This is a genomic window from Spiroplasma endosymbiont of Cleonymus obscurus (assembly GCF_964273375.1).
GTDB lineage: Bacteria > Bacillota_I > Bacilli_A > Mycoplasmatales > VBWQ01 > Spiroplasma_E.
In genome coordinates this window covers 445449-468781 of sequence record NZ_CAXWWA010000002.1, presented here as the reverse complement: position 1 = coordinate 468781, position 23333 = coordinate 445449, and the positions used below count along the sequence as shown (strand labels likewise).

The window sequence follows — 23333 nt, the reverse complement described above, 5'->3', positions numbered from 1 at the left end:
GATTTTAAAATTATTAAATGAAAAGTAATAGGTAATAGAGTTAATGATAAGAAATGACATATACCAACTGCACCTTTTAATCAATATATTTATAGAGTATTTGTTACATGAGAAGTTACAGAAGAAAATCCTTTAAATAAAGGTTATCAACAAGTTATATTTTTTAAATCACCTAAATTAATAGGTACTGGTAATTGAAGAATTGCTTCGGGAAAAATTGGTAATAGTGATAGTACATTAAATATTAATTTTGATAATACAGATTGAAGTTTAACTTTAAATTGTGGTAATGGTGGAGCAATTATTAATTTTGAAGTATTAGAACAAGCAGATGATAATGTTTATCAAATTAATAGTAAAACATTAAATATTATTTCACCTGAAAAAATTGATATAGAAAAACCTATTAAAATTAATTCATATAGTTTAGAAACTAATGAAATTAGAGAAAATGAATGAGATATTGAATTAAAAAATAATCCAACACCAAGTATTCCACAATGAAAAGAAGTAGGAACAAAGAAAAATAACAAAACAATTGAATATAATTTTATTAAAAATAAAAGATATCGTATTTACTATAATTATTCTCCTACTGATGATGAAATAGAAGAATCTAGAATAATTAAAGAATTTATATATATTAATAAAACACAATATTTAAATAGTGGATGGGTTACACTTTTGTAATTGATTTTTTACCTAATTTATAATTAAAATCTTCAATTATTTTTAATGTTATTTTTTTATTATTTTGATTAATAATAGTATCTTTAATTGGAAATCATGTTTCATATTCACCAATTTCTAATAACATACCTTTAGTTGTTTCTCTAACTTTATTTTTAATATCTAAATTAACATTAATCATTACCATCCTTTCTACGTATAAGCCTTATCACCTACAGTGATAAAAGGCTTATATACTACTAACTAAATACTTCTACTACTATACGTATAGGCTTATTGCTACCTATAGTAGCAATAAGCCTTGGGGGTAGGAGGTCTGGAGGGAGGGGGAGAAAAAAAACTTAAATTTTTAAAGACCAGCAGAAAAATTACTATTTGCAAATTCCTATACAATAGCTTTTATAATTTTTATTAAATTTGGAATAATTAATTACTTTAATAAAGTATAGGTTTAATAAAATAATTAATTATAATTGTTCAACAATTAAAAATGAGAGTTTTATCTCTCATTTAATTTCTTATTAAATCTAACTAAGGCTGCAATACGTCCGGTTTGTTGTTGTTTTCCATTGTTTTCTCCTATTAATTGGTTATTTTCTGGATTAAATAATTTTAATTTAACAGTTAAATTATTAATTTCTTGTTCATCATTAATATTAAATGTTTTACTAGTTAATAAATCTTTATCCATACGTACTAATATTTGAATAAATTTAAGAATATCAATATTAAATTGTCATAACTTTTGTTCAATATAATTAATAGTTGAAATATTTACTGCTGTACTTTCGGGAACTGATTGTTGTGCAGATTTCTTTTGACTTGGTATATTATATGAATACCACAACGTTTAAATATTTCATTAACATTTCAATCGTATATATCAGTTAAATTTTTACCTTTAAAATTACTATTTGTCATATTGATATTTTCGTTTTGTTCATTATTATCTCCACCGCTTTTAAATATGTAGTTTTTAGTAACTAATGTTCTTACTGCATCTTCTAATGCTGATTGAACATTACCATAAGTTTGACTAAATATAAATTTAGGTGAATTTAAAATGGTATCTAAAACAATTTGTTCATAAATAACATCTAATGCTTTAATTTTATCCATTACTTTATTACAATCTGCTAATTCATTTGCTTTATTTCGCATAATTGCTATTGGTATATAATTAATATTTAGTGTTTGTTCTTGTAATAGATGGATGGATGGGTTACACTTTATTGGACACTAATTACGTAGACAAGTGAACAAATTAGTTAAAAGAAAGGAAATATAATTATGGCCAATATTAACTCATATAATGATGAATTTAAAAAACAAATAGTATCTTTATATCAAAATGGCAAATCAGTATCTTGCCTTGCTAAAGAATACAACGTTACAAGAGCAGCTACTTATAAATGAATTAAGCAATTTACAAATTCAGGCAGTTTTAAAACTAAAGATAATCTTTCGGATTTATAAAAACAATTAATTCAAGCAAATAAAGAATTAAAACAATTAAGAATGGAGAATGATATTTTAAAGCAAGCAGCACTAATAATAGGCAGAAAGTAGAGATTATTACAAATAATAAATCTAAATATAAAATTCGTCCAATTTGTCGTTTTTTAAAACTTTCTAAATCAACATATTATTTTAATTTAAAGAAAAAAGAAGATAAAATCAAAAATAATATGTATGATGAAGCTGTTATTAGTGCTTTTAAACAAAATAAAGAAGTTTATGGAACAAGAAGATTAAAAGTCAGTCTAGAAAATAAAGAAATTTATTTATCACGCAAAAAAATTAAAGAAATTATGAATCAGCATAATTTAATATCAAAATACACTAAATTATCATTTAAAAATCATCATAACAAAGTCAATGATAGCCAAATAAGCAATCTTGTGAATAGAAACTTTAATAATAGGCTTAAAAATGAAGTTATTGTTAGTGATTTAACTTATGTTCAAGTTAATGGTAAGTAAAACTATATTTGCTTATTAATCGACCTATTTAACCGCGAAATTATTGGACATAGTGTTTGTAGGTACTAAAAAAGATGCATCATTAGTATATCAAGCATTTATGCAATCAAATCGCTGTTTAAAAGATATTCAAATATTTCATAGTGATCGCGGTAATGAATTCAATAATAAAACTATTGATAAACTTTTATTAGCATTCAATATTACCCGTTCTTTAAGCAAAAAAGGTTGTCCTTATGATAATGCTGTTGCTGAAGCAACTTTCAAAACTTTCAAAACTGAATTTATTAATGATAAAAATTTTACATCATTAATCCAATTAAAATTAGAATTATTTGATTATATCAATTGATACAACAACATACGAATCCACAGCACTTTAAACTACCTAACTCCAGTTAAATATCATGAAAAAATGTCTACCAAAAAATAGTCCTAAAAAGGGTTGCCATTCCAAGATTAGGATTATTAATAAATGATTTAAAATCTAATGGAAATTGTTTTTTATTATCACTAATACTATAAATTGAGCGATTAATTATTACTTGTTCATTATTTAATGTATAAATTTCAAATAATCTTACAGTTTGTGCATTTTGTTGATAACTATCATAAAAAATAGTACATTGAATTAATTTACCACCAATATCATAAACTCTTTGTTGTATATCTACTACTTGAAAATATAAATCATCATTAGCAATATAAATTAAATAACCACTAATTCCTAATTTGCTTAATTTAAAAATAGAATTTCAATTTTTTCTATAAAATTCTTGCTGAATTAAGTATTTTTTAATAGTTTCATTATTAATATCTAATGGAGCATTATATAAATTAGCATTATTTTCTGCTACAAAATCAGTGAAATAAGTTTCATGATTAAAATCATTAAAACCAAAATAATTTAAAATTGAAGCATGAGTACTTTTATTTTTATTATTTAAAAATTTTACTTTTTCATTTTGATTATCACTAATATTACTTTTATCTTTTCTAAAAAATTTACCTAACATAATATTCACCACCTTTCTTAAAATATTTGATTAATTTTTAATATTATTTTTACAATGATAAATATAATTAAACCTGCTGTTGCTGATGATAAAATTACTCCTATTAAACCTAAAATAATTTTTATAATTTTAAAAAACATAATATTATTCCTGTAATTCTTCTAATTTTCATACATTACCTTTTAAATTACCTTTTCCAGTATAAATAGTAATCAATTTAGCATGTTGAACTGATAAAATTACTATATTAGCACTATCATTAAAGGTTTGTATTTGTACACCAGCAATTTTTTTATCAGTTATAATAAATTCTTGAATAGTATAAACTGGATTATATATACTTCAAGAATAATAAACTCTATAATGTTTATTCTCTTGAAAATCATAAGTAATTTGTCAATTATCTCATTTTTTTCTCTTGTTCCTACTTCTTTTCATTGTGGAATATTTGGTGTTGGATTATTTTTTAATTCAATATCAAAAGTATTTTCTGCTAATTCATTAATTTTTAAAGTATTAGAATTAATTTTTAAAGGTTTAATCATATCAATTGTATTAGGAGAATTAATTTCTAATGTATTACTATTAATTTGATAAACATTATTATCTGCTTGTTCTAATACTTCTAAACTAATAATTGCTCCACCATTACCACCATTTAAAGTTAAACTTCAATCTGTATTATCAAAATTAATATTTAATGTACTATCACTATTACCAATTTTTCCCGAAGCAATTCTTCAAATACCAGTACCTATTAATTTAGGTGATTTAAAAAATATAACTTGTTGATAACCTTTATTTAAAGGATTTTCTTCTGTAACTTCTCATGTAACAAATACTCTATAAATATATTGATTAAAAGGTGCAGTTGGTATATGTCATTTTTTATCATTAACTCTATTACCTATTACTTTTCATTTAATAATTTTAAAATCTTCTAATTTTTTATTTATTTCATTTATACCACCAGCAACAGTTTTATTAGTAGTTTCTAAATTAGGAATTTCTTGACTTATAGCATTTAACGCAAAAGCAATAGGAAACTTTTTTTCTGTTTCTTTTAATTTTTTATCTACTTCTGTTTTTATGTAATAATTATCTAAATTAGGTATTTTATCATCTATATATTTTTTATTTGGAATATCTAAATCATCCGTTATATTAGGATTATCTCTATAAATTAAAGTTTTTCCACCAACATTAGTTTTAATAACTTCATTAACTAATCTTGTAGTACTATCTTTATCATCTTTATTATTAAATATTCTATTTTCATCAACTGAACTTCCACCAGTAGCACTAATTTTATTATTTTCATCAATTTTAATATTTTCACCAGCAATTAATTTATCTTGTTTTTTATCTAATAAATTATTAGTTTCTAGTTTTGTATAGTAATCACGTTCAGTACTATCTTCTACTATAAATTCAGTTGGTGTACCTTTTCCAATATATTGATATATTTTAGAAATAAATCCTGAGTAATATGTTCCAGGTGTAGCACTTGCACGAATTTTATAATTACTGCAAGTTAAATATAATCTAATATTATTAATTTCATCTGAATAAAAAGTATCTAATAGAGTATATGATTTTATTGCAGATTCTTTATCTAATTTAAATATAGATTTTCTAGTATATTTATATTTATAAATATCACTTTCATAAATATAACCTCATATTACTAATATTTCTTTATTTAAATTATCAGTTGAAAGTTCATTTGATATTTCTTTTCATAATGGACTAGTTTCAATATTAAATCAGTTATTTTTAATATCATCAATATTTTGTTTATTAATCTCAATTTTATTTTCTAATAATTTGATATTATTATCAACTTTAGTTTCTAAGAACCTGTTTAGAATCTTTTTAATAAAACTGAAATAAATGAAAGAACAACCATTTGTAAACTAGTATTTAGTTTTCTTTCACAATTTTTTCATAATCTTCTGTATTTTTCTAATCAAGCAAAGCTTCGTTCTACAATTCATCTTTTTGGTAATACTACAAAAGTATGTAATTCATTGCGTTTTATCACTTCAACATTTGCATTTATGATTGTTTTGATTTCAGAAGCAAATTTTTCACCAGTATAACCAGCATCTACTATTATTTTTTGAACTGCAGAAAGATTTTCTTTTTCATTTTCAATCATTATTATAGCGCTATTACGATCTGTTTTTTCTGCCGTGGTTATGTAAATTGCATGTGGTAAACCTTGAGAATCAACAACAATATGACGTTTTATGCCTGAAATCTTTTTACCAGCATCATAACCTTTATTTTCAGTAGTATCTGTATTTTTAACACTTTGCGAATCAATTATACAAAAACTAGTTTGTTCTTTGCAATTATTGTTGATACGAACTTTTTTAACTAATTTTTTTTAAAATTAATTGCAATACACTAGGTTCTTTACCATTATTTTTACTTCAAATTTGAAAATAATAATATACAGTTTGTCATTTTGGAAAATTTTTTGGTAACATTCTTCATTGACAACCACTTTTTAATACATATAAAATTGCACAAAATATTTCATATAAATCTAAACTTCTTGGTTTTGTTTTCTTTTTACTATTTTCTAAAATTGATTTTATGTTTTCAAATTGTTCTTTGGTGACATGACTTTGGATGGGTTACACTTGGATAATTTTTATGCATATATACCTCTTATTTTAAAATATATAATCATTTTACATTATTTTCGAAAAGATTCTAAACAGGTTCTAAGCATTTAAACTAATATATGTATCTCAATCCATTAATGACTGATGTTCTTGTTTATCTAATAATAATCATGGAGGACCCTCAGTTGTAGTAGTGATTGGGGTTGGTGTTGTTGGAATAATAGGATTAATATTATTTTCTGTTCATTTACTATAATTTGCTAAACCTAATAAGATTTTTTTAGAACTATTAATTAATTTAGTTTTAGTATTTGGTCTTTGATTTAAATTTCAAATATCTAATCCTAATTTTTTACCAAATAATAAACTATTAATTGAACCTAATACTGGATTTGCAATTACTTGACCATAAATAAGCACTTGTACCAATCATTGCACAAATTGGACTTATACCAGTTCTAATTAATTTAGTTAAAGTATAATTTGATTGATTTTCTATATTTGGCATTTTATTCTCCTTTATTTGTTTTTATCAGTTCTCTTATAACATCTAATAACGAATCTACTACATAAGAATTTAATTCAAATTCATAATTTCTAATTTTAATTTTTTCATTTTGCATTTGTTTATTCTCCTTTAATTTTGCTAATTTTTTAACTGTTACTTTAATTCAACCTTGATAAACATCATTATCACCAACTATTAATGCAACATTACTTTCGGGATCAGAAACAATTATGTGTTTTGATTTAACATTTGGGTATTGTCTTAAAATAATTGCTCTAATATCATTACTTGTATGAATTGCTTTTGGAAATGGTGATAATATTTCAATTTCATCTTTATTTTCAAACAAAGTAGGTAATATTATCATTAGTCAAATTCACCTTTTTCTATTTTTTCAATTAATAAATTTAAAATATTTTTGTCCAAATCAGAGTTTGTATAATTAATTTTTTTAGTTCATTTAATTATATCTTTCATATATTTAAGTATTTTTTCTTTATTCATTATCAAAATCACCATTTTCTATTTTTTCAAATAAATTTGAATAAGTATCTACTTTTATTTGAAATCATGGTTGATTACCTTTTTTAAAGGTATTATAATATTCAAGCAAAAAATATTTTAATTTTTCTTTATTAATACAATTTTTATGTCTTGATTTATTAATTTCATCAACTTTATTTCTATGTTCTTTATCACCTTGATAACAATGTTCACATACATTTTCTCAGCAGTTTTTTTCACAAGTAAATAAATCATGTTTTTTATCACATACACAACAATCTTCACAACATACTTCTTTATTCATTATTTATTCTCCTTTCTATTATTTCTTTCTTGCTTTATTAATAAATTTATTCAAATAATTTGATTATCACCATCACCTAATTTTTTTAAAAGATATTCATATCTTTTCTTAAAATCTTCACTATCAATATCTCTATCTTGGTAAATTATTTTTTTCAATTTTTTTATTTTATACAAGGTTTTTGGAGAATATATTTCTCCATGCATGCAAAGAAAACATTTCATTATTTATTCTCCTTATTTTCAATTTGATTAGCAATTTCACTTAATATTTTTAATACTTTATATTCATTTTTTAATTCTTTAATAATAAATATTAAAAATATTATTAGTGTTATACTTGTTATTAATATTGGTACTATTAATAAAATTTTTCATAATATCATTTTTTACTCTTTTCATTTTTTAAATCATTTAACATTTATTGAACAAAATGCACGATTTTTAGAAATGTTTAAAGTATTAAAAATTTGACCAGTTACTAAAATTTCATCATTTTTGTTTAATAAAATACAGCGTCTATAAAGTTTTGGGTTGTTAAAGATTAAAGTAACATAGTTTAATCCATTTCATTGACCACGAACACTATAATATAATTCTTTATTACCTTTTTCGTAATATTTTGCTTCAATAGTGTTACTCAGTTTTACTGTTAATTTGACATAATTTACTTTATCTTTCATGTTTATAATTTCCTCAAATAATATTGAATATGCTTATAAGCATCTTGTTCATGTTTTGTTAATTTTATATTTCCTTTATAATTTGTTATTTTATTTTTATTTTTTGGGTGGTTTTCTAGATAATCTCAGTTAAAAACATCTTGAACTAATACCATTAATGCACCAATGATTTTAGGAGTTGCTAATGGATTAGTTAATAATTGTTTTGAACTTAAAAAGAAATTTTCTACAATAACTAATATTTTTTTATCAATAAAATTTTTCTTTAATTAATTTAAATTTTTCTTTATACATATTTTTAGTTCATAAAACAGTTAATGTATTAAATGTTTCATTAAAAACAATATTATTTGTTTCATTTGAATATATAACAATTCCATTATTACCAATACCAGCGGGGTCAATTCCAATAATTAAGTCATATTGCATTAATTATGTTAACCTTTAATAACTGTTTTAATAATTTCTAAATCACAATTACATCAACAATATTTACATTCTTCAATAAATTCTTTATGACCACAAACTAAATTATCTTTTTTTAAATCATCAATCAGTTTAATTAGTCCTATTTTAAATTCAATATCATCACTGTCTGGTATGCAAATCGTTCCTCTTTTAGTTAAATATTCTTTATCCATATTTATACCTCCTACTTAACCTAATATTTAAAATACAGTCATAACAAATTGCTTTACTATTTTTATCTCTTAAAAAATATTTTCTTGTTTTTATATCATTAGTATTAAAGAATAAATAATCTAATTTATTTTGTTTACATGTTCAACAAAAATACTTTTTCATTATGAGTTGAAATTTCCTTATAAGAAGTAACTAAATAATTAATTGGTAAATAATCATGTTTATATGGATTATTTATTTTAAAACCTTTTCTGTTTTCTTCTCACGTAATGTTATATTTAAAACAAGGATTAGTAATTTTAGTTTTGTTATCTGTTATTTCACCCATAAATCAACTATTATGCTGTTCATAAAATGTTAATTGTTCAAGTTTTATATCATTAAGATAATATTCTTTTGGAGCAGTTGGTTTATTAACAGTTATTTTTTGGTCTTTAATATATGGTTCTAATAACTTTATTAATTCATTACCACTTAATTCTTTTTTAATATTTTCTAAATTAAAAACTCAATATGTGTAACTGTTATCAACAATAAAAGAATTATTTTTAATCATTCATTTTGGAAGAGATAATTTATATTCAACATAATCAATAAGAATAGATTGTGGTTTATCTTTAACAATTTGTTCTTTTTTAAATTCTATTTGCATAATAATTCTTTCCTAATATGTTCTGTTGCTTCTAGCATAAAGAACATATATTTTGATTCTTAGATTATTAATAATACTACTATTCGTTTTATTCATTCCAGCAATTCTGGGCTCAAAAATAAATTTCAAAAAAAATAAAAAATAAAACCAACACTTGCTCACTGGGGAGTGGCAAGGTTGGTTAAATAAAGAATAGAATTAATACAATGGGTCCCTACAACAGGTCTATATATACTAGTTTCCAATTCGCTCCCACCCCAAGAATTACCATTAAATGGTTAGTATATTTTATTAGGTATCACTCCACTTTTTATTTATCCATGCAAGTCCACATGTTCTAGCTACTATTTTTAACAACTGTGTTGTAGTTCACTTTTTTAGTTCCCTAACACGTGTTGATAATAGCGTTAAAGAGGTTTATTAAAAATTTTAAAATTTTACAATTACAAAAAAAAGACAAGATTATTTCTTGTCTTTTTCCTTGATAATAATTTTAATTTAACTTACAAAATGTATCTTTTATTTTTTTTTAAAATACGTCGAATATTAAATTTAAGGGTTAAAGAGAGTAATTTTGTCTAATTTTTCATTATTTTTCAAATAATTCATTTTTGGAAATAAGTTACTAATATGATAATTAATTATTTCGTAAATTTGACAAGGGCCCTCACAATTTAATCAAGATTTATCAACTTGAGATGTATCTAGAGTAACAAGTATGTTGAGTGTATTTGCTGGTGCTACTTCATTTAATGGTAATATTTCAAATTGAGATGTATCTAATGTAACAGATATGCTTTCTATGTTTAATGGTAGTTTAAAATTTGATCAAGATCTTTCAAAGTGAAATGTATCTAATGTAAGAAGTGTGGGTGGTATGTTTGCTGGTGCTTCATCATTTAATGGTAATATTTCAACTTGAGATGTATCTAATGTAAGAAGTATGAGTGGTATGTTTACTGGTTGTTTTTTATTTAATCGAGATTTATCAAATTGAAATGTATCTAGTGTAGAAGATATGGTTGGTACATTTGCCAATACTTTAGCATTTAATCAAGATTTATCAACTTGAGATGTATCTACTAATGTAAGAATTATGACTGGTATGTTTGCTGGCTCAGTATTATTTGATCAAGATCTTTCAAAGTGAGATGTATCCAATGTACTAGATCACACTCATTTTGCTGTTGGTTCAGCAATTTCTAATTCTAATAAATTACCTAAATTTAAAAACTTTTTTATTAATAACACTATTTAATTTGATCAAAAGTATTTAATTTCTAAGTAATTAACTATAATAAAACTTAGAATAGTATAATAAAATATTATATTTGTTTTTTATAAAAGCATATAATATTGACAAACGGTAAGTTTAAAAAGTTTTAACTCATTTCTTTATTTTTTTAAAGTAAATGAGTTTTTATTTTTATTATTGTATGCTCTTTTATTTTACTGACTAGTCATACATTTAAAGTAATCAATTGCAATTATATGCCAAAGGTTATATAATATGGGTAATAGTGGGAAAGTGTGGGTGATATTATGCTACTAGGAAAATCATTGTCAACATTAGATGAAAAGAAACGAATGATAATTCCTTCTAAGTTTAGAAGTTATTTTCATAACAATGAGATTGTTATTGTTTCTAAAGGTTTTGAAGGCTGTTTAGTTATTCGTAACGAAATTGAATTTATTAAATGACAAGATAAAATCTTATCACAATCCGAAGGTCAGAAAGAAGCTAGAATTTTAGCAAGACAAGTATTTGCTAATTCAGAAGAATTAACTATTGATAGTAAAGGTCGCATTAATATTCCACATTCATTATTGACACTAGCTGATATTAAACAAAAAGTAATTATGATTGGACTATCCAATAAAATTGAGATTTGATCAGAAACTAATTGAAATAGTTTTAATCAAGATACCAAGGATAAATTTGAGTCAGCGGCAGCAGCTCTAGATGAGATATAAAAATTATGAATAATATCAATGCAAGACACATTTCTGTAATGTTAACAGAAGCAATTGATTTCTTAAATATTAAACCTGATGGTATTTATGTCGATTGTACATTAGGACGAGCAGGTCATAGTAAAGTTATACTATCAAAACTTACCTCTGGCAAACTATATGCTTTTGATCAAGATCAAATGGCCATTGATAATAGTAAAATTATTTTAAAAGATTTTAAAGATAAATATGAAATAATTAAAAGTAATTTTGCAAATATTCAATCTGAGCTTTTAAAAAGAAATATTACTAAAGTTGATGGTATATTATATGATTTAGGTATATCATCACCACAAGTTGATGAAGATATTAGAGGATTTAGTTATATGAAAGATGCTAAGTTAGATATGCGTATGGATCAAAGTCAAAAATTAAATGCGTGAGATATTGTTAATAATTATAATTATGAGCAATTAAAAACAATTATTAAAAATTATGGTGAAGAAGTATTTGCTAGTAATATTGCTAAAAATATTATTAAAACAAGAACTTTTCAACCAATTGATACCACTTTACAATTGGTTACGATTATTAAAAAATCATTACCAGTAAGAGTATTAAATAAGCATCATCATCCTGCCAAAAAGACTTTTCAAGCATTAAGAATTGCTGTTAACAATGAGTTAGAAACATTAAAATCTTCTTTAAAACAATCTTTAAAATTATTAAAATCTAATGGTAGAATTGTTGTTATTAGTTTTCATTCTTTAGAAGATCGTATTGTTAAACAAACTTTTAATGAAGTTTTAATTGATCCACAAGCACAATTATATGCTAAATTACCAGTTCATAATAATTGAAAAACAAAATATCAGTTAATAATTAAAAAACCAATTACACCAAAGCCTGATGAAATAAATAAAAATCCAAGAGCACGAAGTGCAAAACTAAGAGTTATTACTTATATTGATTCATAAAAATGTTTGGAGGTGAGCAATATGAATTTTCAAGAACTATATGTTGTATGTCAAATTGAAGATTTTAGTTTAAAAGTTATGGTTAATAATTATGTTAATAATCAAATTCAGGTTTTATATAAAGAAACTGTTGATACTGAACAGTTTTCTGAAAATGGTGTAATTATTAATTCAATTGCTACAGGTAAGTTATTAAGGCAAATTATTAATAAAATTAATAATACTTTAAATATAAAAGTACAACGTATTGCCTTAACTTTACCTTCAAATAATTTAAAAATTTATCAATCACAAGCATCACTTGATTTTAAAGATGCTAATCACATTATCACTGATGAAGATTGTAGTAAAGTGATTGAAATGGCTAAAAACATTACTATTGATAATAGTGAAATTATTTGTTTAACTAAACCATACAATTTTAAAGTTGATCATGCAATTGGTAATGAACAATTACCAATTGCTAAAAAAGGACAAGTTATGCATGTTGATGCTTTAGTTTATTCATTACCTAAAAGTTTATATAATTCTCACCTCGAAGTATTAACTAATGCCGAAACAGAATTGTTAACTGTTACTTTAGATCAATTTGCATTAGTATGTAATATTAAAAATACTGATTTTAATCGTAATACAGTTTTAGTTGATTGAAATATTAATAGTACTAAGATTAGTGTTTTTAGTAATTCAGTATTATTTGCAACAACTAATATTAAAATTGGTTGAAATCAAATAATTCAATCATTAATGAAGCAAATGCATTGTGGTTATGATAAAGCTGAAAGATATTTACAAAAAATTATTAATATAAGTAGTAATTATTTATGCGATGTTGTTGTTGATAAGTATGTTGATGATCAAACAAAATCTATTGTTCGTTTAACAAAAACTGATTTACAAGCAACAGTTAAAAAACAAATTAATGAAATTATTTCTTGTATTGAATATTTTCTTGATGAAGTTAGTGATAATAATAGTTCAGATATGGAAATTATTTTTACGGGAATTACTATTGGTTTATGTGGTTTTGCCAACTATTTTAAAAATAATAGCAAACTAAAAGAAGTAAAATATATGCTCAGCCAAACTCCTGGTGCATATAGTTATCAGTGAACTACTTTAATCGGTAATACTCACTACCAACATTTAGTAAATGTTTTTAGTAATAATTATATTTCATCAATACATAAACCAGAAATTGTATCAAAATTAAATCATTATACGCATTCTAATAATCATGATAATAAGCATTATAATTCCCCCTTTCAACCAAATTATCAGTATAATGATGGTAGTAAATAGAAGAAGACAATTTGATTACTCAGGAGGAAAATAAAATGGAACATAATAATTCACAATTTAAACCAATAGCATCAATTCGGGTAATTGGTATTGGTGGTGCTGGAAATAATGCTGTTAATAGAATGATTGAAGCAGAGGTACAAGGTGTTGATTTTTATGTTGCTAATACTGATGCACAAGTAGTTAATGCATCACCAGCTGAAAATAAAATTATTTTGGGCAAAGAATTATCAAAGGGACTTGGAGCAGGAGCTAATCCCGAAATTGGTAAACAAGCCGCAATTGAAAGTGAAGCAGAGATTAAACGCGCTTTAGATGGTGCAGATATGGTTTTTATTGCTGCTGGTATGGGTGGTGGTACTGGTACTGGTGCTGCATCAATTGTTGCAAGAATTGCTAAAGAATGTGGTGCTTTAACAATTGCTATTGTTACTAAACCATTTAAATTTGAAGGACGTAATCGTAATGCTCATGCTATAGTTGGAATTGAAAATTTAAAGAAACAAGTTGATGCTATTATTATTATTTCTAATGATAAATTATTACAAGTAATTGGTAATATCCCTCTTAAAGATTCGTTTAAAGAAGCAGATAATATTTTACGTCAAGGTGTACAGACTATTACTGACTTAATTGCTGTTCCTGCTTTAATAAATTTAGATTTTGCTGATGTTCGTACTATTATTGAAAATAAAGGTAATGCTTTATTTGGTATTGGAATGACAAAGGGTGAACATAAAGCTAAACAAGCCGCAACAAAAGCTATTTCTTCTCCTTTACTTGATGATGTGACAATTAAGGGTGCTAAAAATGCTATTGTTAATGTTACTGGTGGAACAACAATGACATTAACTGATGCTAATATTGCTGTTGATTTAGTTCGTGATGCTGCGGGTAATGATGTTAATATCATTTTTGGTGTTGCTGTTAATGAAAATTTAAATGATGAAATGATTGTAACAGTTATTGCCACTGGTTTTGATGAAGAAGGTGCTAATGCTAATAATTTTGTTTATAGTTCAAAAGTTGATAATCATGAATTTATTACCAATAAGACTCAATATTTAAGTGAAGAAATTAAAGAACAAACAAAGAAAAAAGAAGAAGAACAACAAAATTTAGTCCAAGAAGCAGCAATGGAAGCAGATGATGATTTACCATCATTTTTACGAAGACGAAAGGGAGTTTAATTAATTATGGGATGAAGAAGTAAAAAATATAAAGACAATGATGAAAATAGTAATTATAAAACCAGTTTTCAAGAACAAATACAAGAATTTGCTCCTAAAAATTATCAAGAAATTGAATCAGTTGCTAATGCTATGATTTTACAAAAACCAATTAAAGTTAATTTAACAACAACTGTTGAAAATGATCGAAGAAGAATTATTGATTTTCTTTGTGGTATTTCGTATGTTATTGGTTTTGTTGTTGATAAAACTGATATTCATATTTATGAATTTAAAAATGAATTAAGTTAATCTTGAACAAATAGGTTTTTATTTCTTTCTAATAATAAAGAAATAAAATTATTTATTTTTTAAATTGTTCTTAGAACCTGTTTAAAATCTTTTAGAGAAATAGGGTAAAATGATTATATATTTTAAGATAAGAGGTATATATGCGTAAAAATTATCCTAGTAATGTTAGCAAAGAGCAATTTGAAAATATAAAATCAATTTTAGAAAATACTAAAAAGAGAACTAAACCAAGAAGCTTAGATTTATATGAAGTATTTTGTGCAGTTTTATATGTATTAAAAAGTGGTTGTCAATGAAGAATGTTACCAAAAGATTTTCCAAAATGACAAATTGTATATTATTATTTTCAAGTTTGAAGTAAAAATAATGGTAAAGAACCTAGTGTATTACAATTAGTTTTAAAAAAAATTAGTCATGGCATTTCGTATCAATAATGGTAGAAAAGAACAAACTAGTTTTTGTATAATTGATTCACAAAGTGTTAAAAATACAGATACTACTAAAAACAAAGGTTATGATGCTGGTAAAAAGATTTCAGGAATAAAGCGTCATATTGCTGTTGATTCTCAAGGTTTACCACATGCAATTTACATAACCACAGCAGAAAAAACAGATCGTAACAGTGCTATAATAATGATTGAAAATGAAAAAGAGAATCTTTCTGCAGTTCAAAAAATACTAGTAGATGCTGGTTATACTGGTGAAAAATTTGCTTCTAAAATTAAAACAATTATGAATGCAAATGTTGAAGTTATAAAACGTAATGAATTACATTCTTTTGTAATATTACCAAAAAGATGAGTTGTAGAACGAAGTTTTGCATGATTAGAAAAATGCAGAAGATTATGAAAAAATTGTGAAAAAAAATTAAATACTAGCTTACAAATGGTTGTTCTTGCCTTTATTTCAATTTTATTGAAAAGATTTTAAACAGGTTCTTACATTAATTTTAGAATATAAATCCCTTCTAAATTAGAAGGGATTTATTGTTTTAATTTGCTTATTTATTATTTTTATAATTCTTGTTGTATTATACAGTGAATATTGCCACCACCTAATAGTACTTCACGTGTATAAAATGAATTAATTTTATGATTAGGAAAACAATTTTGCAAAACATTAATTGCGTTTTTATCCCATATTGGGTCATTAAAAACGGGAATAATGATTGTTTTATTTGTAATATAGAAATTAACATAACTAGCTGGCATACGAAATCCTTCGGTACGATTAGCAAAACGAGGACTTTTTTCATGATTTTCTGCCTCTGACTTAGTTATAAATAATGGTGCTGGTTGATGTAATTTAGTTACTTTTATTTTTCGTCCTTTAGCATCTGTGCTATTTTTAAGAAAGAGGCTTTTTAATAATCTGTGTATCTTTGTTTTGCAAAGTACTAGTTCAGATTAATTCTGTCTTCAAATTTTATCATAAAATGAGCAATTGCTGTATTTCAATTTTGAATGGGCATTGTTCATTTTTTTGTTATATTTTCAATTGCTAAGTAAAATATTTTGAAAACTGCCATATCATTTGGAAAAACTTTTTTATTTCTGATGACTTTTCGTAATTGACTATTAACAGATTCAATAGAATTTGTAGTATAAATCACTCTTTTGATTTCTGGAGGATAACTAATAAAAATCATTAAATTATCTCAATTTTTATATCAAGATTTAGCAATTTGAGGATAGTGTTTATTTCATTTACTTTCAAATGATTCTAAAGCTTGCATTGCTTGTTCTTCACTACATGCATTATAAATTGGCTTTAAATCTGTAACTAGTGATTTTCGATGTTTGTATGAAACATATTTTAAACTATTTCTGATTTGATGAACTATACATAATTGATGTTTGGATGGGTTACACTTTATTGGACACTAATTACGTAGACAAGTGAACAAATTAGTTAAAAGAAAGGAAATATAATTATGGCCAATATTAACTCATATAATGATGAATTTAAAAAACAAATAGTATCTTTATATCAAAATGGCAAATCAGTATCTTGCCTTGCTAAAGAATACAACGTTACAAGAGCAGCTACTTATAAATGAATTAAGCAATTTACAAATTCAGGCAGTTTTAAAACTAAAGATAATCTTTCGGATTTAGAAAAACAATTAATTCAAGCAAATAAAGAATTAAAACAATTAAGAATGGAGAATGATATTTTAAAGCAAGCAGCACTAATAATAGGCAGAAAGTAGAGATTATTACAAATAATAAATCTAAATATAAAATTCGTCCAATTTGTCGTTTTTTAAAACTTTCTAAATCAACATATTATTTTAATTTAAAGAAAAAAGAAGATAAAATCAAAAATAATATGTATGATGAAGCTGTTATTAGTGCTTTTAAACAAAATAAAGAAGTTTATGGAACAAGAAGATTAAAAGTCAGTCTAGAAAATAAAAAAATTTATTTATCACGCAAAAAAATTAAAGAAATTATGAATCAGCATAATTTAATACCAAAATACACTAAATTATCATTTAAAAATCATCATAACAAAGTCAATGATAGCCAAATAAGCAATCTTGTGAATAGAAACTTTAATAATAGGCTTAAAAATGAAGTTATTGTTAGTGATTTAACTTATGTTCAAGTTAATGGTAAGTGAAACTATATTTGCTTATTAATCGACCTATTTAACCGCGAAATTATTGGACATAGTGTGTAGGTACTAAAAAAGATGCATCATTAGTATATCAAGCATTTATGCAATCAAATCGCTGTTTAAAAGATATTCAAATATTTCATAGTGATCGCGGTAATGAATTCAATAATAAAACTATTGATAAACTTTTATTAGCATTCAATATTACCCGTTCTTTAAGCAAAAAAGGTTGTCCTTATGATAATGCTGTTGCTGAAGCAACTTTCAAAACTTTCAAAACTGAATTTATTAATGATAAAAATTTTACATCATTAATCCAATTAAAATTAGAATTATTTGATTATATCAATTGATACAACAACATACGAATCCACAGCACTTTAAACTACCTAACTCCAGTTAAATATCATGAAAAAATGTCTACCAAAAAATAGTCCTAAAAAGGGTTGCCATTCCAATGAACAGCTCTTCGTTGTCCTTTTTTATTTATTAAATAAATTGGTCCCATATCACGCGCTCAACTATCTTGATATTTAATATCGATTAATTTGATAGTTGGATCTAATAGTTTGCGAGCTTCATTTCAATTACTTTTATTAATAATAATTTTTACTGGTTCATGTTTATTGATTGAGTTGGCTATTTTTGCAAAAACAGTTCGTGCTGGTTGACATTCTTTTTGTCAATTATCTTTCATAAGCGGTCAAATCATTCATGTGCCTTTATGTTCTATTGATTCAATTGGGGCAAAAAAACCATCTTTTTTTGGTGTTGATGTTAATAATTTGCTCATAATTTCCTCCCCCTTTAAGTAGTACTATTTATAATAGTGGATTTATGTAACCCCTATTCTATATATAAATAGTATTTTTATTATAAAATATTTTATTTACAAAATAAAATTTATTTCATAATAAAAGTGTTAAAGTTAATTGAATCTGATTTTATTTATCATTTTAATTAGTAAAATTAATGTAATATAAAGTATGATTTTTGTATATTATTTGCAATACATTTTATACATGCTATTATTTAGCAATAGTTATCTCTAATATTTGAGATAAACTATATGCATTATTATAGGTAATTAACAAGAGATTTTAGAAATTGTTAATTAACTTTTTCAAATAAATTATAATTAATTTATTTTAGAATTGTTCCTTTGCTTATTTTAATGAAAATTTAAAATAAAAAATTTAAAAAAATATGTTTTTCAAGCCCATTGTTTTATTTTTAATAAAATAAATGGGTTTTTTATTTGAAAGGATGTAAAAAAGTGCCTACAGAAAGTCAAGAAATAGGTTCTGATAATAAAAAGCAAAAAAATATTAAGGATTTTAGAAAAGAAATAACTTCTAAGAACCTGTTTAAAATCTTTTAGAGAAATAGGGTAAAATGATTATATATTTTAAGATAAGAGGTATATATGCGTAAAAATTATCCTAGTAATGTTAGCAAAGAGCAATTTGAAAATATAAAATTAATTTTAGAAAATACTAAAAAGAGAACTAAACCAAGAAGCTTAGATTTATATGAAGTATTTTGTGCAGTTTTATATGTATTAAAAAGTGGTTGTCAATGAAGAATGTTACCAAAAGATTTTCCAAAATGACAAATTGTATATTATTATTTTCAAGTGGATGGGTTACACTTTATTGGACACTAATTACGTAGACAAGTGAACAAATTAGTTAAAAGAAAGGAAATATAATTATGGCCAATATTAACTCATATAATGATGAATTTAAAAAACAAATAGTATCTTTATATCAAAATGGCAAATCAGTATCTTGCCTTGCTAAAGAATACAACGTTACAAGAGCAGCTACTTATAAATGAATTAAGCAATTTACAAATTCAGGCAGTTTTAAAACTAAAGATAATCTTTCGGATTTAGAAAAACAATTAATTCAAGCAAATAAAGAATTAAAACAATTAAGAATGGAGAATGATATTTTAAAGCAAGCAGCACTAATAATAGGCAGAAAGTAGAGATTATTACAAATAATAAATCTAAATATAAAATTCGTCCAATTTGTCGTTTTTTAAAACTTTCTAAATCAACATATTATTTTAATTTAAAGAAAAAAGAAGATAAAATCAAAAATAATATGTATGATGAAGCTGTTATTAGTGCTTTTAAACAAAATAAAGAAGTTTATGGAACAAGAAGATTAAAAGTCAGTCTAGAAAATAAAGAAATTTATTTATCACGCAAAAAAATTAAAGAAATTATGAATCAGCATAATTTAATATCAAAATACACTAAATTATCATTTAAAAATCATCATAACAAAGTCAATGATAGCCAAATAAGCAATCTTGTGAATAGAAACTTTAATAATAGGCTTAAAAATGAAGTTATTGTTAGTGATTTAACTTATGTTCAAGTTAAATGGTAAGTGAAACTATATTTGCTTATTAATCGACCTATTTAACCGCGAAATTATTGGACATAGTGTGTAGGTACTAAAAAAGATGCATCATTAGTATATCAAGCATTTATGCAATCAAATCGCTGTTTAAAAGATATTCAAATATTTCATAGTGATCGCGGTAATGAATTCAATAGTGGTGCTATCAATAATGAATTTACTATATTAAAAAAAATAAGTGATTCATATACAAGTGACTTAGCAAAAAATTTCATAATGAAATACATAACAGAAGCAGTAAATTTAACAAAAAGTACTTCTGAAAGAATAAAAGAAATTACATTACAGTTTGATAGACATTGTGAACAATTAGTTGACGAAGAAAGTAAATCGATTGAAGTTATTAATAAAAAAATAGCAGCATTAGAAAATATTAATAAAACAGAAAGAACGACATATGAAAATTTGTCAAGAACTTTAGAAAATGTAAGTTTAGATAATGATAAAAAAGTGCTAGCAGAGTTAAAACAGCAAATTGAAAAAATTAGAATTATTACAAGAGAAAAAATAACAGAAAGTAAAAAAAAGCAAGAAGAAGCTATTGAAGAAGAAGAAAAACAAAAAATGCTTCAATTAGAAGAAACTAAACAGGGAATTATTAATAATACAAATTTAATGAAAGATAATATTAAAAATTATCATCAAATTAGGGAGCGTATCGAAGATGTCGATAAATAAAAATTTTTAAAAATAACTCCTTTCTTTTTTAAACTATTAAATTAAAAAATAAATGACAAAAGACGAGAATAAAATTCTTGTCTTTTTTTGTAATTGTAAAATTTTAAAATTTTTAATAACCGTCTTTAGCACTATTATCAACACGTGTTAGGGAACTAAAAAAGTGAACTACAACACAGTTGTTAAAAATAGTAGCTAGCATGTGGACTTGCATGGATAAATAAAAAGTGGAGTGATACCTAATAAAATATACTAACCAGAAATGGTAATTCTTGGGGTGGGAGCGAATTGGAAACTAGTATATATAGACCCGGAGTGGGGACCAACTATTATTCTTTATTTAACCAACCTTGCCACTACCAAGTGAGCAAGTGTTGGTTTTATTTTTTATTTTTTTTGAAAAATTTTTGAGCCCAGAATTGCTGGAATGAATAAAACAAATAGTAGTATTATTAATAATCTAAGAATAAAAATATATGTTCTTTATGCTAGAAGCAACAGAACATATTAGGAAAGGATTATTATGCAAATAGAATTTAAAAAAGAACAAATTGTTAAAGATAAACCACAATCTATTCTTATTGATTATGTTGAATATAAATTATCTCTTCCAAAATGAATGATTAAAAATAATTCTTTTATTGTTGATAACAGTTACACATATTGAGTTTTTAATTTAGAAAATATTAAAAAAGAATTAAGTGGTAATGAATTAATAAAGTTATTAGAACCATATATTAAAGACCAAAAAATAACTGTTAATAAACCAACTGCTCCAAAAGAATATTATCTTAATGATATAAAACTTGAACAATTAACATTTTATGAACAGCATAATAGTTGATTTATGGGTGAAATAACAGATAACAAAACTAAAATTACTAATCCTTGTTTTAAATATAACATTACGTGAGAAGAAAACAGAAAAGGTTTTAAAATAAATAATCCATATAAACATGATGATTTACCAATTAATTATATAGTTACTTCTTATAAGGAAATTTCAACTCATAATGAAAAAGTATTTTTGTTGAACATGTAAACAAAATAAATTAGATTATTTATTCTTTAATACTAATGATATAAAAACAAGAAAATATTTTTTAAGAGATAAAAATAGTAAAGCAATTTGTTATGACTGTATTTTAAATATTAGGTTAAGTAGGAGGTATAAATATGAATAAAGAAAAAATACTTGAATATCTTAATGATGAATGAGAATGAAATAAAGAAATGAGAGACGATGAAAAAGTAACTAAACTTTGAAAAAGTTGTTTTAATGGAAGATTAAATCTTATATCTCAATTAAATCAAAAAATTAAAAATGGTGAATTTGATTAATAATGCAATATGACTTAATTATTGGGATTGACCCCGCTGGTATTGGTAATAATGGAATTGTTATATATTCAAATGAAACAAATAGGATTATTTATACAGAAACATTCAACACAACACATGTTTTTGAAAGTAAAAATCGTTATAAAAGAATATTATCAATAATCAAAGAACAATTTTTTGAAAACAAAATATTAGTTATTGTAGAAAATTTCTTTTTAAGTTCAAAACAATTATTAACTAATCCATTAGCAACTCCTAAAATTATTGGTTCATTAATGGTATTAGTACAAGATGTTTTCAACTGAGATTATCTAGAAAACCAACCAAAAAATAAAAATAAAATAACAAATTATAAAGGAAATATAAAATTAACAAAACATGAACAAGATGCATATAAACACATTCAATACTATTTAAGGAATTATAAAAATGAAAGATAAAGCCAATTATGTCAAATTAACAGTAAAACTAAGTAACACTATTGAAGCAAAATATTACGAAAAAGGTAATAAAGAATTATATTATAGTGTTCGTGGTCAATGAAATGGTTTAAACTATGTTACTTTAATTTTTAATAATCCAAAATTTTATAACCGATGTATTTTATTAAACAAAAACGATGAAATTATTGTAACTGGTCAAATTTTTAATACTTTAAACATTCCTAAAAATCGTGTATTTTGTTCAATTAATGTTAAATGATTTAAAAAATGAAAAGAGTAAAAAATGATATGATGAGAAATTTTATTAATAGCACCAATATTAATAACAAGTATAACACTAATAATATTTTTAATATTTATTATTAAAGAATTAAAAAATGAATATAAAGTATTAAAAATATTAAGTGAAATTGCTAATCAAATTGAAAATAAGGAGAATAAATAATGAAATGTTTTCTTTGCATGCATGGAGAAATATATTCTCC

General features: G+C 23.8%; 34 protein-coding genes and 5 pseudogenes. 18 read left to right on the top strand and 21 right to left on the bottom strand.

Annotation, left to right across the window (positions count from 1 at the left end):
* Positions 1–676: 676 nt before the first annotated feature.
* The 3 genes from ACI2WJ_RS03280 to ACI2WJ_RS03270 form a co-directional block, all read right to left on the bottom strand.
* A complete protein-coding gene (locus tag ACI2WJ_RS03280) occupies positions 677–871 on the bottom strand; it encodes a hypothetical protein (protein WP_400254589.1) in 195 nt (64 codons plus the stop codon).
* A 318-nt stretch (positions 872–1189) separates the two neighbouring features.
* Positions 1190–1381, bottom strand: a complete 192-nt coding sequence (locus tag ACI2WJ_RS03275; protein ID WP_400254823.1) for a hypothetical protein — start codon at positions 1379–1381, stop codon at positions 1190–1192.
* A gap of 83 nt (positions 1382–1464) precedes the next feature.
* Complete coding sequence (locus ACI2WJ_RS03270; protein ID WP_400254822.1) at positions 1465–1851, bottom strand: hypothetical protein; 387 nt, start codon at positions 1849–1851, stop codon at positions 1465–1467.
* A gap of 129 nt (positions 1852–1980) precedes the next feature.
* Here ACI2WJ_RS03270 and ACI2WJ_RS03265 point away from each other — a divergent pair.
* Positions 1981–3105 (top strand): annotated as a pseudogene (locus ACI2WJ_RS03265) (IS3 family transposase).
* On the opposite strand, the gene ACI2WJ_RS03260 reads toward ACI2WJ_RS03265, so the two are convergent.
* The 15 genes from ACI2WJ_RS03260 to ACI2WJ_RS03190 form a co-directional block, all read right to left on the bottom strand.
* Positions 3092–3688, bottom strand: a complete 597-nt coding sequence (locus tag ACI2WJ_RS03260; protein WP_400254821.1) for a hypothetical protein — start codon at positions 3686–3688, stop codon at positions 3092–3094. The pseudogene ACI2WJ_RS03265 and the gene ACI2WJ_RS03260 sit on opposite strands and share 14 nt — an antisense overlap.
* A gap of 144 nt (positions 3689–3832) precedes the next feature.
* Complete coding sequence (locus ACI2WJ_RS03255; protein WP_400254820.1) at positions 3833–4126, bottom strand: hypothetical protein; 294 nt, start codon at positions 4124–4126, stop codon at positions 3833–3835.
* A 1426-nt stretch (positions 4127–5552) separates the two neighbouring features.
* A protein-coding gene (locus ACI2WJ_RS03250) for an IS5 family transposase (RefSeq protein ID WP_400255237.1) occupies positions 5553–6330 on the bottom strand; the annotation gives its coding sequence in 2 pieces (ribosomal slippage) (positions 5553–6071 and positions 6073–6330; 777 coding nt in all).
* 93 nt (positions 6331–6423) lie between these two features.
* The gene (locus ACI2WJ_RS03245) at positions 6424–6753 is read right to left on the bottom strand and encodes a hypothetical protein (protein ID WP_400254819.1); all 330 of its coding nucleotides are present in this window, start codon (positions 6751–6753) and stop codon (positions 6424–6426) included.
* A complete protein-coding gene (locus ACI2WJ_RS03240; RefSeq protein WP_400254818.1) occupies positions 6695–6832 on the bottom strand; it encodes a hypothetical protein in 138 nt (45 codons plus the stop codon). Before ACI2WJ_RS03240 ends, ACI2WJ_RS03245 begins: the two co-directional genes overlap by 59 nt.
* Position 6833: 1 nt before the next feature.
* Positions 6834–7199: a hypothetical protein gene (locus ACI2WJ_RS03235; RefSeq protein WP_400254817.1), complete on the bottom strand. Its 366-nt coding sequence runs from the start codon at positions 7197–7199 to the stop codon at positions 6834–6836.
* Positions 7199–7336: a hypothetical protein gene (locus ACI2WJ_RS03230; protein WP_400254816.1), complete on the bottom strand. Its 138-nt coding sequence runs from the start codon at positions 7334–7336 to the stop codon at positions 7199–7201. The genes ACI2WJ_RS03235 and ACI2WJ_RS03230 overlap by 1 nt, the downstream gene beginning before the upstream one ends.
* A complete protein-coding gene (locus ACI2WJ_RS03225; RefSeq protein WP_400254815.1) occupies positions 7329–7640 on the bottom strand; it encodes a hypothetical protein in 312 nt (103 codons plus the stop codon). The genes ACI2WJ_RS03230 and ACI2WJ_RS03225 overlap by 8 nt, the downstream gene beginning before the upstream one ends.
* Positions 7640–7816 (bottom strand): hypothetical protein, encoded by a 177-nt coding sequence (locus ACI2WJ_RS03220; RefSeq protein WP_400254799.1) that lies wholly within the window; start codon positions 7814–7816, stop codon positions 7640–7642. Before ACI2WJ_RS03220 ends, ACI2WJ_RS03225 begins: the two co-directional genes overlap by 1 nt.
* Before the next feature lie 47 nt (positions 7817–7863).
* Positions 7864–8025: a hypothetical protein gene (locus ACI2WJ_RS03215; RefSeq protein WP_400254814.1), complete on the bottom strand. Its 162-nt coding sequence runs from the start codon at positions 8023–8025 to the stop codon at positions 7864–7866.
* A 3-nt stretch (positions 8026–8028) separates the two neighbouring features.
* Complete coding sequence (locus tag ACI2WJ_RS03210) at positions 8029–8322, bottom strand: hypothetical protein (RefSeq protein ID WP_400254813.1); 294 nt, start codon at positions 8320–8322, stop codon at positions 8029–8031.
* Positions 8323–8324: 2 nt separating this feature from the next.
* A complete protein-coding gene (locus ACI2WJ_RS03205; RefSeq protein WP_400254812.1) occupies positions 8325–8477 on the bottom strand; it encodes a hypothetical protein in 153 nt (50 codons plus the stop codon).
* A gap of 91 nt (positions 8478–8568) precedes the next feature.
* Positions 8569–8751 carry a hypothetical protein gene (locus tag ACI2WJ_RS03200; protein WP_400254811.1) on the bottom strand — a complete coding sequence of 61 codons (183 nt, stop codon included), beginning with the start codon at positions 8749–8751 and terminating at the stop codon, positions 8569–8571.
* Between the two features lie 8 nt (positions 8752–8759).
* Positions 8760–8963, bottom strand: a complete 204-nt coding sequence (locus ACI2WJ_RS03195) for a hypothetical protein (RefSeq protein WP_400254810.1) — start codon at positions 8961–8963, stop codon at positions 8760–8762.
* 134 nt (positions 8964–9097) lie between these two features.
* Positions 9098–9616, bottom strand: coding sequence for a hypothetical protein (locus tag ACI2WJ_RS03190; protein ID WP_400254809.1), 519 nt, complete (start codon positions 9614–9616; stop codon positions 9098–9100).
* 652 nt (positions 9617–10268) lie between these two features.
* On the opposite strand from ACI2WJ_RS03190, the gene ACI2WJ_RS03185 reads away from it, so the two are divergent.
* The 7 genes from ACI2WJ_RS03185 (at position 10269) to ACI2WJ_RS03155 (ending at position 16259) form a co-directional block, all read left to right on the top strand.
* Entirely contained in the window at positions 10269–10874 is a 606-nt protein-coding gene (locus tag ACI2WJ_RS03185) for a BspA family leucine-rich repeat surface protein (RefSeq protein ID WP_400255236.1), read from the top strand.
* Between the two features lie 272 nt (positions 10875–11146).
* The gene (gene mraZ, locus ACI2WJ_RS03180; RefSeq protein WP_400254808.1) at positions 11147–11590 is read left to right on the top strand and encodes a division/cell wall cluster transcriptional repressor MraZ; all 444 of its coding nucleotides are present in this window, start codon (positions 11147–11149) and stop codon (positions 11588–11590) included.
* Positions 11591–11595: 5 nt separating this feature from the next.
* A complete protein-coding gene (gene rsmH / locus ACI2WJ_RS03175; protein WP_400254807.1) occupies positions 11596–12546 on the top strand; it encodes a 16S rRNA (cytosine(1402)-N(4))-methyltransferase RsmH in 951 nt (316 codons plus the stop codon).
* Positions 12547–12567: 21 nt separating this feature from the next.
* The gene (locus ACI2WJ_RS03170; RefSeq protein ID WP_286642492.1) at positions 12568–13848 is read left to right on the top strand and encodes a cell division protein FtsA; all 1281 of its coding nucleotides are present in this window, start codon (positions 12568–12570) and stop codon (positions 13846–13848) included.
* Between the two features lie 35 nt (positions 13849–13883).
* Positions 13884–15038: a cell division protein FtsZ gene (gene ftsZ / locus ACI2WJ_RS03165; protein WP_400254806.1), complete on the top strand. Its 1155-nt coding sequence runs from the start codon at positions 13884–13886 to the stop codon at positions 15036–15038.
* 6 nt (positions 15039–15044) lie between these two features.
* Positions 15045–15329 (top strand): cell division protein SepF, encoded by a 285-nt coding sequence (gene sepF, locus ACI2WJ_RS03160; RefSeq protein WP_174480582.1) that lies wholly within the window; start codon positions 15045–15047, stop codon positions 15327–15329.
* A gap of 140 nt (positions 15330–15469) precedes the next feature.
* Positions 15470–16259, top strand: a protein-coding gene (locus tag ACI2WJ_RS03155; protein ID WP_400254805.1) for an IS5 family transposase whose coding sequence is annotated in 2 segments (ribosomal slippage) — positions 15470–15730 and positions 15732–16259 — 789 coding nt in all. Because the reading frame shifts where the segments join, the coding sequence is not laid out codon by codon here.
* An 83-nt stretch (positions 16260–16342) separates the two neighbouring features.
* Here the strand turns inward: ACI2WJ_RS03155 and ACI2WJ_RS03150 are convergent.
* Positions 16343–16681, bottom strand: a pseudogene (locus ACI2WJ_RS03150) (agmatine deiminase family protein); the annotation flags it as partial.
* A 44-nt stretch (positions 16682–16725) separates the two neighbouring features.
* Positions 16726–17190: pseudogene (locus ACI2WJ_RS03145) on the bottom strand (transposase); the annotation flags it as partial.
* A 72-nt stretch (positions 17191–17262) separates the two neighbouring features.
* Here ACI2WJ_RS03145 and ACI2WJ_RS03140 point away from each other — a divergent pair.
* A pseudogene (locus ACI2WJ_RS03140) lies at positions 17263–18385 on the top strand (IS3 family transposase).
* Positions 18386–18387: 2 nt separating this feature from the next.
* Here the strand turns inward: ACI2WJ_RS03140 and ACI2WJ_RS03135 are convergent.
* On the bottom strand, positions 18388–18744 hold the full coding sequence (locus ACI2WJ_RS03135) for an agmatine deiminase family protein (RefSeq protein WP_400254804.1): 357 nt from the start codon (positions 18742–18744) through the stop codon (positions 18388–18390).
* Positions 18745–19377: 633 nt separating this feature from the next.
* Here ACI2WJ_RS03135 and ACI2WJ_RS03130 point away from each other — a divergent pair.
* The 9 genes and pseudogenes from ACI2WJ_RS03130 to ACI2WJ_RS03090 all read left to right on the top strand — a co-directional run.
* Positions 19378–19590, top strand: a pseudogene (locus ACI2WJ_RS03130) (transposase); the annotation flags it as partial.
* A 74-nt stretch (positions 19591–19664) separates the two neighbouring features.
* Positions 19665–19943, top strand: coding sequence for a transposase (locus ACI2WJ_RS03125; RefSeq protein ID WP_400254803.1), 279 nt, complete (start codon positions 19665–19667; stop codon positions 19941–19943).
* A 119-nt stretch (positions 19944–20062) separates the two neighbouring features.
* Entirely contained in the window at positions 20063–20353 is a 291-nt protein-coding gene (locus ACI2WJ_RS03120) for an IS3 family transposase (RefSeq protein WP_400254802.1), read from the top strand.
* Positions 20354–20455: 102 nt separating this feature from the next.
* A complete protein-coding gene (locus tag ACI2WJ_RS03115; RefSeq protein WP_400254801.1) occupies positions 20456–21064 on the top strand; it encodes a hypothetical protein in 609 nt (202 codons plus the stop codon).
* Positions 21065–21587: 523 nt separating this feature from the next.
* On the top strand, positions 21588–22106 hold the full coding sequence (locus ACI2WJ_RS03110) for a hypothetical protein (protein WP_338958598.1): 519 nt from the start codon (positions 21588–21590) through the stop codon (positions 22104–22106).
* A gap of 134 nt (positions 22107–22240) precedes the next feature.
* A complete protein-coding gene (locus ACI2WJ_RS03105; RefSeq protein WP_400254800.1) occupies positions 22241–22405 on the top strand; it encodes a hypothetical protein in 165 nt (54 codons plus the stop codon).
* A 2-nt stretch (positions 22406–22407) separates the two neighbouring features.
* Positions 22408–22845, top strand: a complete 438-nt coding sequence (locus ACI2WJ_RS03100) for a hypothetical protein (protein WP_338957565.1) — start codon at positions 22408–22410, stop codon at positions 22843–22845.
* Positions 22835–23128 carry a hypothetical protein gene (locus tag ACI2WJ_RS03095; protein WP_338957564.1) on the top strand — a complete coding sequence of 98 codons (294 nt, stop codon included), beginning with the start codon at positions 22835–22837 and terminating at the stop codon, positions 23126–23128. The genes ACI2WJ_RS03100 and ACI2WJ_RS03095 overlap by 11 nt, the downstream gene beginning before the upstream one ends.
* Before the next feature lie 3 nt (positions 23129–23131).
* The gene (locus tag ACI2WJ_RS03090; RefSeq protein WP_338957563.1) at positions 23132–23293 is read left to right on the top strand and encodes a hypothetical protein; all 162 of its coding nucleotides are present in this window, start codon (positions 23132–23134) and stop codon (positions 23291–23293) included.
* Positions 23294–23333 lie beyond the last annotated feature (40 nt).